Here is a 14813-nt window from a genome sequence, read left to right on the forward strand (position 1 = left end):
TCGTAAAAGAACCAATAACGCTTAGGTTAGATCGCTCCAAAGGATTGTTCTTAGTTCAGCAGAAGTGTTGCTGAGCCAACACTTCAACCAACTAAAAACAATTTTTAGACTGAAATACGGTTCCCTGTAGGAGTGAGCCTGCTCGCGATAGCGGTATATCAGTAAGAAAGTTGTCAACTGACACACCGCTATCGCGAGCAGGCTCACTCCTACAGTTTTGATCTGCATCAGACGCTACTTAGTCGAACTCTTTTTCCAGCCAGGCATCCTCGGCAATATCCAGTTCATCACCACTGAATCGCTGTTCGGCAAACGGATCGGCGTGCAGATGAAAGCCGTTTTGCTCCCAGAAACCCGCTTGTTCCTGTTCGACGAATTCAAGCCCGCGCAGCCACTTCGCGCTCTTCCAGAAATACCGCCCCGCCACCACCAGCCGCAGTGGCCAGCCATGTTGCGCGCTCAGCGGCTGGCCGGCGTAGTGGGTGGCCAACAAACTGTCGGGGTGTAACAGATCATCGAGTCGCAAGTTGGTCTGGTAATCGGGGTCGGCATGAGCCATGACGAACGCCGAGGTTGGCTGGATATCGAACGCCTGCAACAAATCCTGCAGATGCACCCCACTCCACTCGGTGTCGAACTTCGACCAGCGTGTCACGCAATGGATGTCGCAGCGCAGTTGTCGTTGCGGCAGTGCCTGCAGGTCGGCGTAACGTAATTCGATAGGCTGTGCGAGCGTGCCGAACAGGCGCAGCGACCAGTTGGCGAGGTCGTAGTCCGGGATTTCGCCTTCGTGGAGAATTGGAAATCGCTCCGTCAGCACTTGGCCTGGGGGCAGTCGTTTACCGAGTGCCGGATCGGTTTTCGGCGAACGGCTTTTGCGTAATCGCAAGGCTTTGTTGTGCATGTAAGCTCCAGAACTCCCTCAGTTTGCGCAACTACGCATTACCCCTGTGGGAGCGAGCCTGCTCGCGAAAGCGGTGGGTCAATCAACAGAGATATCAACTGATCAGACCTCTTCGCGAGCAGGCTCGCTCCCACATGGGCAATGTCGTGGCAAATGTTCTAGTTGGCCACGGGAATCCACGGGGCCCGCGCGACATTCGCGGTATCACCAAAGCTCGGGAGCTTCTGCGCCAGATCCCGAACGTTTTTCACATCCAGATCCAGCAACTGCTGACGGGTAATCAGCGTCGGCGGCACCAGCACCTGATGCCCCGGACTCTCCCCGGCAATCAACATCGCCAGACTGCGCACACTAATTGCCCCGGCCACTTGCGGATTGACCGCCGCCGTCGCCGCCCAGGCGCTGTCCGGCTCTTTCATGATCTGAATATCGGCGGTGGAAATATCGGCGCTGTAGATCTTCACCTTGCTCGTCAGCCCTGCTTCGTCGACGGCGATTTTCGCGCCTTTGGCGAACTCATCGAACGGCGCAAAAATCACGCTGATGCCCGGATTGGCGCGAAGCACGGCGCTGGCCTGATCCGCCACCGAGTTGGCGATCGGCGGATTCAGCGTGCCGAAGCGCGCCTTCTCGACGATCCCCGGATTGGCTTTCTTGACCTGACTCCAGATCTCGTCGCGGCGCTCCATCGGCGTAAAACCGCTGATGTACACGTAGCCGGCATCGAACTTCGTGCCGTTGTCCTTGACGACTTGATCGAGGGCCAGACGCGCCAACGCATGGTGATCCTGCTCGACCTGAGTCACTTGCGGGGTGTTCAGATCGACGTCGAAAGCGACGACCTTGATGCCTTTAGCGATAGCGCGATCAATCGGTGCTTTCAGGGTTTCGGCCAAACCGAGCTGGACGATGATGCCGTCGACGCCCAGATCGATCGCCTGATCGATCATCTCGCCCTGACTCGCCGCCTGCTGCCGGGCATCGAATACGCGCAGGTTGGCACCCAGTGCTTCGGTCTGTTTTTCGACGCCGCGCAAATACGCCTCGGGGAAGTCCCCGGAGAACAAATACCCCACCAGCGCGATCTGCACCTGACCTTTGTCGAACGGTGCGGGTGCGCCGGGCAAGGCTTTGGCCTGAGCGCTCAGTGCCATCGCCGAAAGCAACGCACCGGCGAGGCAATGACGGGCGAACTGTGTGATTGAACCGTGCATACAACATCCTTGAATGAAGCGGCTCAACGCGCCCGATGCGCGAGGCCGAAGGTGAACATCAGGGCCAGCACCAGCACCAGTCCCTTAACGAAATCCTGCGCGTAATACGGCGCGTTGAGCATGGTCAGACCGTTGAGCAGCGCCGCCACCAGCAGCGCGCCGACCAGGGTGCCAAAGGCGTTGGGCTTCTTCGCGCCGAGTACGGCAAACCCGATCAGCGCCGCGCCGAGGGCATCCAGCACCAGACCGTTACCGGAACTGACGTCACCACGGCCCAAGCGCGCCGCCAGCAACAATCCGCCCAGCGATGCGAGCAACGCCGAGAGCACGTAAGCCAATAATTTGAAGCGCTGCACCGGTGCACCGGCCAGTCGTGCGGCTTGCTCGTTGCCGCCGATGGCATAGAACAAACGACCAATGCGCGTACGTTCGAGAAACAGCCACACCGCCACCGCTACCACCGCCGTGATCAACACCGGAATCGGCACCACCTCCCACAACCGCCCACGCCCCAGCGCCAGAAACGCAGCACTGAAGGTACCTTCGGTTTCCTCACCGCTGGGCAAAGTCATGCCTACCGCAATCGAGCGCCCGCCAGTGGGAATCAGCTGCACGCCGATTACCAGAAACATGCTGCCCAGCGTCGCGAGAATGTCCGGCACCCGCAGTTTGACGATCAGCCAACCGTTGAGCAGGCCGACCAGCGCCCCACCGGCCAGACTGATCAATACCGCCGGCACCGCACCCCAGCCGAGCACGACCATCACGTAACTGGCGATCATCAGGCTCATCGCCGCCACCGCGCCAATCGACAGATCGAGGCCGCCGACGGCCATGGTCAGCGTCACCCCCAGCGCCAGCAGCGCGACAATCGACACCGATTGCAGGATGCTGAACAGGTTGCCGACGCGCAGGAATGCCGGCTCGGCCACACTGAAAAACACCACGATCAGCGCCAGCAGCCACAACAGGCCGTAGCGGATCAACCCGTGCAGCAGACGTTCGGCGCGTGCCGGCTCGATCGATAACAGTGAACTTGAATCAGGCACTCGCTCTGCTCCTTGGCGTGGCTTGAGGGGAAGGTTTGGTCACGTCGCTGCCGGCCAATGCAGCGACCAGATCAGCACGATTGAGGCCGGCGCGCGGGTACTCGGCGACCACCGCGTGATCGCGCACCAGCAGGATGCGGTCGGCAATTTCCAGGGCTTCATCGACATCGGCGCAAATCACCAGCGTCGCCCTGCCCTTGGCGCTGTCGCGCAGCAGTTGGCCTATGTCGCGGCGGGCACGCACGTCGACGCCTTGGAAAGGCTCATCAAGGATCAATACCCGCCCTTCGCCGAGCAGCCAGCGGCCGAGCACGACTTTCTGTTGATTGCCGCCCGACAGTGCGCTCATCGGCACATCGATACCGGCAGTCTTGATCCCCAGCGCCGCCACCTGTGCCTCGACCGCTGCCGCTTCGGCGCGGTTGCGGATGAAACCGCCGCGGGTAAAGCGTTCAAGAAACGGCAAAGTCAGGGTGCGACGCAAAGAAAAATCAGGTATCAGCGACTGACTGGCGCGATCTTCGGCCGCGAAGAAAACCCCGCTTTGAATGGCCTGGCGCGGTGAGTCCGCACGCCAGTCCGCGCCACCCAGTTGCACCCTGCCCGAGGCCGCTTTACGCAGACCGAACAGGACCTCAGCGATTTCACTTTTGCCGGCGCCCAACAGCCCGATCAGCACCACCACTTCATTCTCGTGCAGGCTCAGATCGAACGCGGCGGAGCGCGGCAGGATTTGCATGGCGCTGAGCTTCAATACCTCGCGCCCGGCCACGCGCGGCTGGTAAACATGTTCGGCCAGCGCCTGTCCCAGCATGGCACTCACCGCTTCCGGCAATTGCCGTGCCGCGAACTCGCCCGCGAACTGGCCATCGCGCAGAACGATGGCGCGATCCGCCACGCGTTGCAGGTCGGAGAGTCGATGGGAGATGTACAGAATCGCCACACCGCGAGTGCGCAAGGTGTCGATCAATCCAAACAGCCGCTGCGCCTCGGCATCGGAAAGCGCCGCCGTCGGCTCATCCAGAATCAGCAGGCGCGGCTGCAACGCCAAGGCTCGAGCGAGCACCACCAATTGCCGTTCGGCCTGACCGAGATGCTCGATCGGTTGCTCCAGCGGCAAGGTCAAACCCAGCCCGGCGGCGATGCTCGCAGCGCGTTCCAGCAGGCGTTGGCGATTGAGCCAGAAGTCCGCGTCTGGCTTGCACAGTTCATCGAGCAGGAGGTTTTCCGCGACGCTCAGACCCGGTGCGATGCCCTCGTTGATCTGTTGGTGCACCGCGACAATACCGAAGCGTCGCGCCGACAGCGGCGAACTGAAATGGCGTGGCGCGCCCTCCAGCCAGATCTCGCCCGCGTCGGCAGTCTGGCTGCCCGCGAGGATCTTCACCAGAGTCGACTTACCCGCACCATTGGCGCCGAGCAGCGCCACCACTTCGGCGGGATAGATGTCCAGGCTGACCGCGTCCAGCGCCCGGCTCGCGCCAAATATCTTGCTCAACTCACGTACACGAATCAGCGGTTCGCGGACGACGGCGACCGGCACACTCATACAATTCCTTAGCGGCGATGCGCCAGCGAACGAACCAATCGATCACCCAGGCTTTGCACGCCTTGGACGAGGATCACCAACACCACCACCGTGGCAACCATCACTTCATTGTTGAACCGCTGATAGCCGTAACGGATCGCCAGATCACCGAGCCCGCCACCGCCGATCACGCCGGCCATCGAGGAAAAACCGATCAGCATCACCAGCGTCAACGTGATCCCGGCCAACAACGCCGGCAGCGCTTCGGGTAGCAACACCTTGAAGATCACATGACCGATGTCGCCGCCCATGGCGAGGATCGCTTCGATGCGCCCCTTGTCGACTTCGTCCAGAGCGTTTTCGACGATGCGCGCGAAGAACGGAAACGCGCCGATGGTGATCGGTACCACAGCGGCGGTGCTGCCCAGCGTTGTGCCGACCACCAGCCGCGTCAACGGGATCAGGGCGATCAGCATCACCACGAATGGCAGCGAACGGCCGAGGTTGACCACGCCACCCAGCACGGCATTGAGGCGTGGCATCGGCAGCAGTCCATCGCGTCGACTGATAAACAGCAGCACGCCCAGCGGCAAGCCGATCAGCAGCGTGAACAGCCCTGCGAGCAGGACCATGTACAGGGTTTCACCGGTGGCGTTGAACACCAATTGCAGGATTTCATCCCAATTGACCGTGCGGTTCATGAGTGCGCCGCCCGTACGCCGTATTGTTTTAGAAAACTCAGGCCCGGCTCAGCGTGGCCCAGCGGCAGGCCGCAGGTCGGCCGCAGCGAAGCACCCAGTTGCGATTGCGCATCGGCCAGCAGACGTGGCACCGGCCCGGCTTCGACCAAGCGTCCATTGGCCATGAACGCGGCGTGGTCGCAGATCGACTTGACCACGTCCAGTTCGTGGGTGATCAGCACGATGGTCACGCCCAGTTGCCGGTTGATGTCGCGCAGCAGTTCAAGAATCGACGCAGTGGTTTCCGGGTCGAGCGCACTGGTGGCCTCGTCCGAGAGCAAATACGCCGGCTCAGCGGCCAAAGCGCGGGCAATGCCGACGCGCTGTTTCTGCCCGCCGGACAACTGCGAGGGAAAGGCCTGCGCCTTGTCACTCAAGCCAACCAGCTCCAGCAGTTCGCGGACCCGTACGTGGCGCCACGGCTTGCCCACCTTGGCGATCTCCAGCGGCACCGCGATGTTGTCGAAAACAGTGCGCGAATGCAGCAGGTTGAAGCCCTGGAAGATCATGCCGATGCGCTGGCGCTGCTGGCGCAGTTCGCTGACCGACAGCGTCGGCAGGTCGATGCCATCCAGCAGAATGCGTCCGCTGTCCGGTCGTTCGAGCAGATTGAGGCAACGCAGCAGCGTCGACTTGCCCGCGCCGCTACGCCCGAGAATCCCGTAGACCGCGCCGTCGGGAATGCTCAGCGAGACCTGATCGAGTGCCGGTTGCGCGGCCGAAGGATAAGTCTTGCTCAACTGCTCGACGGCGATCATGGCTTGCCGCCCGCCACCGGAATCACCGAACCGGCGAAGTTGTCGGTGATGTATTTGGCGACCTCGGGCGACGTCAGGTCCTTGGCCAGTTGCGCGATACGCGGGTCGTGTTCGAGCTTTGGTGTGGTCACCAGAATGTTGGCGTACGGGTTGTGCTCGGCTTTCTCCAGACCCAAGGCATCCTTGGCCGGCACCAGGCCTGCGTCGAGCGCGTAGTTGCCGTTGATCACGGCCAGATCGACGTCGTCCAGCGAGCGTGGAATCTGCGGCGACTCGATTTCCAGAATCTTCAGCTGTTTCGGATTTTCGGCGATGTCCTTGGGCGTTGCCTGATCGGCCGCAGGATCGTTGAAGCCGGGTTTGAGCTTGATCAAGCCGTTGTCCTGCAACAGGTACAGCGCCCGACTCAGGTTGGTGACGTTGTTGGGCACGGCGACGGTGCCTTTTACCGGCACGTCGGCGAAGCTTTTGTGCCGGTGCGAATAGATGCCCAAGGGTTCGATATGCACCGTGGCCGCCACCGCGAGTTTCTCGCCGAGGGCCTTTTCCTGGGATTTCAGGTACGGCAGGTGCTGGAAGTAATTGGCGTCGACATCACCGTGCACCAACAGTTCGTTGGAGTTCACACCATTGGGGATCTCGATGACTTTAAGATTCAGCTGCGGATCGATTTTCTGGATGTACGCCAGAATCTGCGCGTGGGGCACCGGGTCGGCAGCCACGCGCAACGGCTCCTGCGCCTGCGCACCGAACGACGTCACCAGCGCGCCGAGCACGGCCAGGGTCAAACCTGCTTTCTTGATCATGTGCGGAGTCCTTGAGCGGTGGTTGAGTCAGGCGGATTTACGAACGGGCGGTGGCGGCAGCAACGCATCGGCGTAGAAGCGCTGCGCGACATCCGGATGTGAGCGCAAACGACCCTTGAGGTAGTTCCAGCCGACATCGCGAAACAGCGGATTGAGCGGATCACTCGCCGGCCCGCGAGCCTCGCGCAACAGTGCGGTGGGCAGCGGATACAGCGGCACCACGGCGTCCAGTTGCGCACCGAGGAAGAACGCGACAGACAGGCGTTCACTGCCCGCCGGAGGCGAAACCACCCGGTGCACCGTGGCGCGCAGATAACCGTTGCTGGCCAGTTCGAGCAGTTCGCCGATGTTCACCACCAGGGTGTTTTCACGCGGCAACGCGTCGATCCAGCGCCCTTCTTCGATCTCGACTTGCAGCCCGGCCTGTTGGTCTTGCAGGAGGAAGCTGAGGAAACCGGAATCCTTGTGTGCGCCGACACCTTGATGGCTCGACTCGCTGGACTGGCCGGGATAGCGCATCAACTTGATGTGTTCGTTGGGCTTGTCGCCGTAGAGCTGATCAAACGCATCGGCGCGCAGCGACAACGCCTGAGCGAACGCACGCAGCAGGCGCAACGACATCCGCGTCATCGCCTCCTGCCATTCCAGCAGCAAAGGTTTCAGTTCCGGCAGTGCCGCCGGCCATTGGTTGGGGCCTTGCAGCCGCGCCCAGAACGGGCTGTCCGCCGTCAATGGCAACGCCTCGCGCTCGGCACCCAGATCGAACTGCTCACGCAGATCGGGCTGGCCACGGGTGATCTCCGAGGCGGCACGGTTGTAACCGCGAAAGTGCGGTGAATTGATCATGCCGACGGCGGTTTTTTCGCTCTCGGGCAAGGCGAAGAATTGCCGGGCGTGGGCCTGTACCTGCTTGAGCAAGTCGCTGTCGATACCGTGGCCGGTCAGGTAAAAGAAGCCGACGTCGCGCGCGGCGTGGCGCAGGTCTTCAAGAAATTCGTAGCGCTGTTGCGCCGTGCCTTCGAACAGCGACAGGTCCAGCGTCGGTAATGCGGTGATATCGAGGGTATGCGGCATGATTCACTCCCGTGTGAATCAAACCTGAAGAACCTGTGATCGATTCAGCGTGTGCCGTCATGGCAATCGGGGGTCTATCGGTTTGATGCGTTTTGATTCATCGTTGTGACAAAACTAAACGATCTTAAAAATACGTAGCCAATATCTTTTTCGCATTACCTTAGGCCTGATTTCCCCTCACCCCAGCCCTCTCCCGGAGGGAGAGGGAGCCGACCGAGGTGTATATCGCGATACATCGACCTGAACGACCGAGTCGATTATGGATTCGGCACAAACTGTTCAGGTCGGCGTAGCACTAAATATCGCCTCGGTCAGTATCCTCCCAACCCTCTCCCGGAGGGAGCCGACCGAGTTGTTTAGCGTTATGCATCGACCTGAACGACCGGGTTGGATTCGGTACAAAACGTTCAGGTCGACGTAGCACTCAAGGTCATCTCGGTCAGTCCCCTCTCCCTCTGGGAGAGGGTTAGGGTGAGGGAAACAGACGACTCGGTATCAAGCGTCTTGCAACGCACGCGGCCGTTGGCTGCGTTGTTCGGCACTGGCGTCCGGCGCCGGTTGCAACTGGAAGTCAAACTTCAGCTCGGCATAACGCCCCAAAACCGCGTCCTCGCGGAACACCACCTCCCCGACCAAACCTTCACGGGTGGCATAGGCGAAGTCATCCCACAAATACTGATCACCCGACAGATTGATCTGCGTCGTCAGGTGCCGATGCCCCGGTGCGCTGATGAAGAAATGCACATGCGCCGGGCGCTGGCCATGGCGGCCGAGCTGGTTCAGGCATTCCTGGGTCGGCCCTTGCGGGTCGCAGCCATAGCCGGACGGCACGATGCTGCGAGCGCGGTAACGGCCATCGGCGTCGGTGATGATGCGGCGGCGCAGGTTGTACTCGGACTGGCTCGGGTCGAAAAACGAATAGGTGCCCTTGGTGTTGGCGTGCCACAGGTCAACGGTGGCACCGGACAACGGCTGGCCCTGCAGATCGAACACTTGGCCTTCGAGGTGCATAACGGTGGCGACGCCCTCCTCGCTGCCGTCATCCATGCGGCACTCGCCTTCACACAGCGGCGCGCCGGCCACGTAGAGCGGGCCTTCGATGGTGCGCGGTGTGCCGCCGGTCAAGCCGATCTGTGCATCCTTGGCATCCTGTAGCAGGTCGAGAAAATGCTCGAGGCCCAGTCCCGCGACCAATAATCCTGCTTCCGAGCGAGCACCCAAACGGTTGAGGTAGTCGACCGCTTTCCAGAACTCGTCCTCGCTGATCTCGAGGTCTTCGATGATCTTGGCGCTGTCCTGCAAGATGCGCAGGACGATGGTTTTCAGCCGGGAGTTGCCGTCGTCGTTGGCAAAACCGGCGGCTTCTTTGAAGAACGATTGCAACTCGGCAGTGTGGGCAATTTTCACGGTCATGGTGGTTACCTCATCTTGTTGTTGTGTCGACGCAGTTCTTGGCTCCCCCATTCACCTGTGGGAGCGAGCCTGCTCGCGAATTCGGTGGATCAGTCGCTATTGATGCCGAATGACATATCGCTTTCGCGAGCAGGCTCGCTCCCACAAGGTTTTTGGGGCAGACCGGGATTTAGCGATCGTCGCTGTGGATCGACGACGGATGCCGGCAGAGGCCATCGACCTCGATGTTCATATAGGGAAACAGCGGCAAGCGCATCAGCGTGTCGTGCAGGGCCTCGACGCTCGGCACATCGAACACGCTGTAATTGGCGTAGTGCCCGGCGATGCGCCACAGGTGCCGCCAGACACCTTCGCGTTGCAGCCGTTGGGCCAGTTCCTTCTCGTCTGCCTTGAGCCGGGTGGCCAGTGACGGGTCCATATCGACGGGTAATTTCACGGTCATTTTTACGTGGAACAACATGCTGGTTCTCCTGATTCAGTGGCGACGAAAACGCGCCAGACGCTCTTCGTCCAGCGTCAGGCCAAGGCCCGGGGTTTGCGGGATGTGCAGGTGGAAATCGCGGTACTGCGGCGCTTCGGTGACGATGTCTTCGGTCAGCAACAACGGGCCAAATAGCTCCGTGTCCCAGGTCAGTTGTTTGAGCGTGAGGAAGGCGTGCGCCGAGGCCAGCGTGCCGATGGAGCCTTCGAGCATGGTGCCGCCGTAGAGCGCGATGCCTGCTGCTTCAGCGATCTGCGCAGTTCTGAGCACAGCACGCGGGCCGCCGTTCTTGGCGATTTTCAGGGCGAACACACTGGCGGCGCCGTCAGCAGCAAGACTGAAAGCATCCTCGACGCTTTCGATCGATTCATCGGCCATGATCGGCGCCGGGCTGCGCTGGTTCAGGCGAATCTGCCCGGAGCGGTTGACCCGCGAAATCGGCTGTTCAATCAGGTCGATGCCGTTGTCACCCAGTACCTGACAACCACGAATTGCCTGGGACTCATCCCAATACTGGTTAACATCAACCCGCACACTGGCGCGCTCGCCCAAGGCTTTTTTGATTGCCACCACGTGCTTGAGATCCTGCTCCAGCGGGTTGGCACCGATCTTCAATTTGAAGATGCGATGGCGACGCGCTTCAAGCATCTGCTCGGCTTCGGCAATGTCGCGCGCGGTGTCGCCGCTGGCCAGGGTCCAGGCCACTTCGAGGCTGTCCCGCACGCGGCCACCGAGCAGTTCACTGACCGGCAGGCCGAGGCGCTTGCCTTGAGCATCGAGCAGTGCACTTTCGATGCCGGACTTGGCGAAGGTATTACCCTTGGCGATCTTGTCGAGCCGCTGCATCGCCGCGTTGATGTTATTGGCCTCCATGCCGACCAGCGCCTGGGCCAGATGCGCGTCGATATTGGCTTTGATGCTTTCCGGGCTTTCATAACCGTAGGCGAGGCCGCCGATGGTGGTGGCTTCACCGATGCCTTCAATACCATCGCTGCAGCGCAGGCGCAGAATCACCAGGGTCTGCTTCTGCATCGTGTGCATCGCCAGTTTGTGCGGGCGAATGGTCGGCAGGTCGACGATGATCGTCGTCAGGTTTTCAATCAGAATTCGCTGCATTTCAATATTCCTTGAAAAGTCATCAACCGAGGTCGCCGCCACCGACCGGCAAAGTCACGCCGGTGATGTACGAGGCGTCATCGGAAGCCAGAAAGAGGATCGCGCCGACCTGTTCATCAAGGCTGCCGTAGCGTTTCATCAGGCTGCTGTCGAGGGTTTGCGCGACGATTTCCTGATACCAGGCCTGCTCCTGCGCCGACGGTTCGGCGGCATTGCGCGGGATGCGCCGGGGCGGTGCTTCAGTGCCACCCGGCGCGGTGGCATTGACGCGAATACCGCGCTCGGCGTTCTCGAATGCCAGGCACGCGGTCAGCGCATTGATGCCGCCCTTGGCCGCGCCGTACGGCACGCGATTGACGCTGCGGGTAGCAATCGATGAAACGTTGACGATGGCGCCGCCCCGTTGCTTGAGCATGTATGGCAGCGCGGCGTGGCAACACCACAGGGTCGGGAACAGCGAGCGGCGCACTTCCGCTTCGATCTGTTCGACTTCGTAGTGCTCGAACGGCTTGGCCCAGATCGTGCCGCCGACGTTATTGATCAGTATGTCGAGTCGGCCGAAGGTGTTGATCGCCTCGGCCATCACCCGCGCACAATTGGCGTATTGCTCAAGGTCGGCGGTCAACGCGAGAACGCCCTCGCCTTGCAGCTCGTGAACCAGCTCGGAGCGGTCGACGGCAACCACTTGCGCGCCTTCGCGCAACAGGCGTTCGCACACACGGCGGCCGATACCCTGCGCCGCGCCAGTGACCAGCGCGACCTTGTTGGAGAATCTGTTGTTCATGACAACCTCGAAAGAAGGGTTTCAGGCAGCCGCAGCGGCGAATTTTTCGTAGTAGAAATTCGCGGGAGTGATGCCCTGCTCGCGGATGTATTGGCTGACCGCTTCGACCATCGGCGGCGGGCCGCAGAGGTAGACGTCGACATCGCCTTCATTGAGGTGGCGCGGCTCGATGTGCTGGGTGACGTAGCCCTTCAGAGGATGCGCACTCTGCGGGTTGGCCACGCAGGCACCGAAACTGAAATTGGCGATCCGTGCGGCAAAGGACTCGAGACGATCGAGTTCCACCAGATCGAAATCGTTGGTCACGCCGTAGATCAAATGCACCGGGTGCGCGCTGCCCTGCTCGGCGATCTTTTCCAGCATCGCGGTGAACGGTGCCAGGCCGGTGCCGCCCGCCAACAACAGCAGCGGCCGCTTGATCTCGCGCAGGTAAAAGCTGCCCAAAGGCCCGGCCAGGTTCATGCTGTCGCCAGCCTTGGCCAGCCCGGTTAGGAAGCTGCTCATCAGGCCACCGGGCACGTTGCGGATCAGGAAACTGACTTCTCCGTCCTTCTGCAATGAGCTGAAGGAATAAGCGCGGGTCTGTTCGCTGCCGGGCACTTGCAGGTTGACGTATTGCCCCGGCAGAAACGCCAGTTTGCTCAGCGCTTCGCCCTTGATCGACAGCGCGATGGTGCTCTCGGACAACTGCCGGACAGCGCTGATCGATGCCTGGAAGTTCGCTTGTTCGGTCTTGCACACCTGCGAGCCTGCCGGCACTCGCACCACACAATCGCTTGCAGCGCGCATCTGGCAGGTCAGCACATAGCCTTGCGCAAGCTCGTCGTCGCTCAAGGCGTCTTCAATGAAGTTGTCGCCCATGTCGTACCGCCCGGCCTCGGCGAAACATTTGCAGGTGCCGCAGGCGCCATCGCGGCAGTCCAGCGGGATGTTGATGCCTTGGCGATACGCCGCATCGGCGACGGTTTCATGGCCGCCAGCCTCGATGAAACGGGTGACGCCGTCTTCAAAATTAAGCGCGATCTGGAAATTCATGGTGCACCTCGTCGTGTCGACTAGATGTGATAAATGTCGATGACCTGACGGACATAATCGTTTTTCAGCACGACTTTCTTGGCCTTGATCAGCGGCTGTTCGCCACGCAGATCGAGGATGTAGAAACTGCTGCCGAAGTAGCTGTCGGTGACCTGATAGCGAAAGCTCAGGGTGTGCCAGTTGAAGCGCACCAGGCACTGGTCTGCGCTCTGCTCGACGATTTCGATGTTGCTCAGGTTGTGGGAGGTGCGGGTGTCGGGAATGGTCGCGCTGGAGCGCTCGGTCTTGATCCGGAAAATGCGGTCTTCGAGGCCGCCACGGTTGCCGTACCAGATCAGCGAGATTTCGCTTTGCGGGTCTTCGGTGAGCGTGTCGTTGTCGTCCCAGGCCGGCATCCAGAAGGTCGCATCGGCGGCGTACAGTTCCAGCCATTGATCCCACTGGCCGTCATCGAGATAACGCGCCTCGCGGTAGAGAAAATCGCGCACGCTGTCGTAGAGGTTGCTCATCACACGGCCTCCACGGGGATCAACTGTGGCTCGGCGGCAGCGGCCTTGAGCATGGTTTCCTGCCAGTACTTGTGTTGCAGCACGAACAGGCCTTCGTCTTCGGTGCGCATGCCGGAGAGCAGCGGTTTCAGGTCGATTTCTTCGGCCGCTGCGTCCGCGCCTTCAACCCAGTGGGTGGCGCCACGGGACATATCATTCCAGCCGCGCCCGGCGCCGTAGCCGGTCTGGCATGAGCGGAACTCTTCCAGATCATCCGGCGTGGCCATGCCGCTGACGTTGAAGAAATCTTCGTACTGCCGAATACGTTTGGCGCGCGCCTCGGCGCTCTCGCCTTTGGGAGCGATGCAGTAAATGGTGATTTCGGTCTTGTTGACCGAGATCGGCCGGGCGATACGGATCTGTGAGCTGAACTGATCCATCAAGTACACGTTGGGGTACAGGCACAGGTTGCGTGAGTTCTCGATCATCCAGTCGGCGCGGGCCTGGCCGAAATCCCGGGCCAGTTCGTCGCGACGCTCGTAGGCCGGACGATCTTCCGGGTTGGCCCAGCGGGTCCAGAGCAGCAGATGGCCGTGATCGAACGAGTAGAAACCGCCGCCCTTCTTCGCCCAACTGCCGGCGCTCATGGTCTTGATCGCTTCGCCCGCTTCGCGCTGTTGACGCTGGTTCTGGGTGGCGGCGTAGTTCCAGTGCACCGAACTGACGTGGTAACCGTCGGCACCGTTTTCGGCGGTGAGTTTCCAGTTGCCTTCGTAGATATAGGAACTGGAACCGCGCAGTACTTCCAGGCCATCTGGCGACTGGTCGACGATCATGTCGATGATTTTTGCCGACTCGCCCAGATGTTCGGTGAGGGATTTCACATCGGCATTCAGGCTGCCGAACAGGAAGCCGCGATAGGACTCGAAACGCGCGACTTTGGTCAGGTCGTGAGAGCCTTCGCAATTGAAACCTTGCGGGTAACCCGCTTCGCTCGGGTCTTTGACCTTGAGCAGTTTGCCGCTGTTGTTGAACGTCCAGCCGTGAAACGGGCAGGTGTAGCTGGAACGGTTGCCGGACTTGTGCCGGCACAGCATGGCGCCGCGATGGCTGCAGGCGTTGAGAAAAGCGTTGAGCACACCGTCCTTGTTGCGCGCGATAAAAATCGGCTGGCGCCCCATGGTGGTGGTGAGAAAATCGTTGTTGTTGGGCAGCTGGCTTTCGTGGGCGAGGTAAATCCAGTTGCCTTCGAAGATGTGCGCCATTTCCAGTTCGAACAGCCGCGGATCGGTGAACATCTCCCGCTTGCAGCGGTAGGCGCCCTTCTCTTGGTCTTCTTCAAGCATGGCATTGAGGTAGTCGATTCCCAGGGACATGGCCGGGGCCTCCATTGTTATTGTTCAGGCCAGGTCAGATTAGGGAG

At 60.8% G+C, this 14813-nt stretch carries 15 protein-coding genes; all 15 read right to left on the bottom strand.

The genetic code is table 11. From position 1 onward, the window contains the following. Positions 1-238 precede the first annotated feature (238 nt). Positions 239-904, bottom strand: coding sequence for a sulfite oxidase-like oxidoreductase (locus tag AB4N44_RS04770; protein ID WP_460109997.1), 666 nt, complete (start codon positions 902-904; stop codon positions 239-241). A gap of 158 nt (positions 905-1062) precedes the next feature. Next, complete coding sequence (locus AB4N44_RS04775; RefSeq protein ID WP_460109994.1) at positions 1063-2118, bottom strand: substrate-binding domain-containing protein; 1056 nt, start codon at positions 2116-2118, stop codon at positions 1063-1065. Between the two features lie 23 nt (positions 2119-2141). After that, on the bottom strand, positions 2142-3167 hold the full coding sequence (locus AB4N44_RS04780; protein WP_160040603.1) for an ABC transporter permease: 1026 nt from the start codon (positions 3165-3167) through the stop codon (positions 2142-2144). Next, positions 3160-4716 carry a sugar ABC transporter ATP-binding protein gene (locus AB4N44_RS04785; RefSeq protein ID WP_460109992.1) on the bottom strand — a complete coding sequence of 519 codons (1557 nt, stop codon included), beginning with the start codon at positions 4714-4716 and terminating at the stop codon, positions 3160-3162. Before AB4N44_RS04785 ends, AB4N44_RS04780 begins: the two co-directional genes overlap by 8 nt. Positions 4717-4724: 8 nt before the next feature. Then, positions 4725-5396, bottom strand: a complete 672-nt coding sequence (locus tag AB4N44_RS04790; protein WP_007950374.1) for a methionine ABC transporter permease — start codon at positions 5394-5396, stop codon at positions 4725-4727. Further along, complete coding sequence (locus AB4N44_RS04795) at positions 5393-6193, bottom strand: methionine ABC transporter ATP-binding protein (RefSeq protein WP_460109989.1); 801 nt, start codon at positions 6191-6193, stop codon at positions 5393-5395. Before AB4N44_RS04795 ends, AB4N44_RS04790 begins: the two co-directional genes overlap by 4 nt. Beyond that, positions 6190-6999, bottom strand: coding sequence for a MetQ/NlpA family ABC transporter substrate-binding protein (locus AB4N44_RS04800; RefSeq protein WP_460109986.1), 810 nt, complete (start codon positions 6997-6999; stop codon positions 6190-6192). Before AB4N44_RS04800 ends, AB4N44_RS04795 begins: the two co-directional genes overlap by 4 nt. A gap of 27 nt (positions 7000-7026) precedes the next feature. Then, a complete protein-coding gene (locus AB4N44_RS04805) occupies positions 7027-8073 on the bottom strand; it encodes an isopenicillin N synthase family dioxygenase (RefSeq protein ID WP_460109985.1) in 1047 nt (348 codons plus the stop codon). Positions 8074-8568: 495 nt separating this feature from the next. Next, entirely contained in the window at positions 8569-9486 is a 918-nt protein-coding gene (catA, locus tag AB4N44_RS04810) for a catechol 1,2-dioxygenase (RefSeq protein ID WP_460109984.1), read from the bottom strand. Positions 9487-9655: 169 nt separating this feature from the next. Further along, positions 9656-9946 (bottom strand): muconolactone Delta-isomerase, encoded by a 291-nt coding sequence (gene catC, locus AB4N44_RS04815; protein WP_127928417.1) that lies wholly within the window; start codon positions 9944-9946, stop codon positions 9656-9658. Between the two features lie 15 nt (positions 9947-9961). After that, complete coding sequence (locus AB4N44_RS04820; protein WP_460109981.1) at positions 9962-11083, bottom strand: muconate cycloisomerase family protein; 1122 nt, start codon at positions 11081-11083, stop codon at positions 9962-9964. Positions 11084-11105: 22 nt separating this feature from the next. Continuing rightward, on the bottom strand, positions 11106-11867 hold the full coding sequence (locus tag AB4N44_RS04825) for a 1,6-dihydroxycyclohexa-2,4-diene-1-carboxylate dehydrogenase (protein ID WP_460109979.1): 762 nt from the start codon (positions 11865-11867) through the stop codon (positions 11106-11108). A 21-nt stretch (positions 11868-11888) separates the two neighbouring features. Beyond that, entirely contained in the window at positions 11889-12902 is a 1014-nt protein-coding gene (gene benC / locus AB4N44_RS04830) for a benzoate 1,2-dioxygenase electron transfer component BenC (protein WP_127928423.1), read from the bottom strand. Positions 12903-12922: 20 nt separating this feature from the next. Beyond that, positions 12923-13411 carry a benzoate 1,2-dioxygenase small subunit gene (gene benB, locus AB4N44_RS04835; protein ID WP_150750959.1) on the bottom strand — a complete coding sequence of 163 codons (489 nt, stop codon included), beginning with the start codon at positions 13409-13411 and terminating at the stop codon, positions 12923-12925. Then, positions 13411-14766, bottom strand: coding sequence for a benzoate 1,2-dioxygenase large subunit (benA, locus tag AB4N44_RS04840; RefSeq protein WP_460109976.1), 1356 nt, complete (start codon positions 14764-14766; stop codon positions 13411-13413). Before benA ends, benB begins: the two co-directional genes overlap by 1 nt. Positions 14767-14813 lie beyond the last annotated feature (47 nt).

The sequence above is a fragment of the Pseudomonas sp. S3_C06 genome (genome assembly GCF_054667675.1).

Excerpts from the sequence above, each read along its gene's own strand:
- AB4N44_RS04770 (WP_460109997.1), bottom strand. The coding sequence starts at position 904 with ATGCACAACAAAGCCTTGCGATTACGCAAAAGCCGTTCGCCGAAAACC.
- AB4N44_RS04775 (WP_460109994.1), bottom strand. The coding sequence starts at position 2,118 with ATGCACGGTTCAATCACACAGTTCGCCCGTCATTGCCTCGCCGGTGCG.
- AB4N44_RS04785 (WP_460109992.1), bottom strand. The coding sequence starts at position 4,716 with ATGAGTGTGCCGGTCGCCGTCGTCCGCGAACCGCTGATTCGTGTACGT.
- AB4N44_RS04790 (WP_007950374.1), bottom strand. The coding sequence starts at position 5,396 with ATGAACCGCACGGTCAATTGGGATGAAATCCTGCAATTGGTGTTCAAC.
- AB4N44_RS04795 (WP_460109989.1), bottom strand. The coding sequence starts at position 6,193 with ATGATCGCCGTCGAGCAGTTGAGCAAGACTTATCCTTCGGCCGCGCAA.
- AB4N44_RS04800 (WP_460109986.1), bottom strand. The coding sequence starts at position 6,999 with ATGATCAAGAAAGCAGGTTTGACCCTGGCCGTGCTCGGCGCGCTGGTG.
- AB4N44_RS04805 (WP_460109985.1), bottom strand. The coding sequence starts at position 8,073 with ATGCCGCATACCCTCGATATCACCGCATTACCGACGCTGGACCTGTCG.
- catA (WP_460109984.1), bottom strand. The coding sequence starts at position 9,486 with ATGACCGTGAAAATTGCCCACACTGCCGAGTTGCAATCGTTCTTCAAA.
- catC (WP_127928417.1), bottom strand. The coding sequence starts at position 9,946 with ATGTTGTTCCACGTAAAAATGACCGTGAAATTACCCGTCGATATGGAC.
- AB4N44_RS04820 (WP_460109981.1), bottom strand. The coding sequence starts at position 11,083 with ATGCAGCGAATTCTGATTGAAAACCTGACGACGATCATCGTCGACCTG.
- AB4N44_RS04825 (WP_460109979.1), bottom strand. The coding sequence starts at position 11,867 with ATGAACAACAGATTCTCCAACAAGGTCGCGCTGGTCACTGGCGCGGCG.
- benC (WP_127928423.1), bottom strand. The coding sequence starts at position 12,902 with ATGAATTTCCAGATCGCGCTTAATTTTGAAGACGGCGTCACCCGTTTC.
- benB (WP_150750959.1), bottom strand. The coding sequence starts at position 13,411 with ATGAGCAACCTCTACGACAGCGTGCGCGATTTTCTCTACCGCGAGGCG.
- benA (WP_460109976.1), bottom strand. The coding sequence starts at position 14,766 with ATGTCCCTGGGAATCGACTACCTCAATGCCATGCTTGAAGAAGACCAA.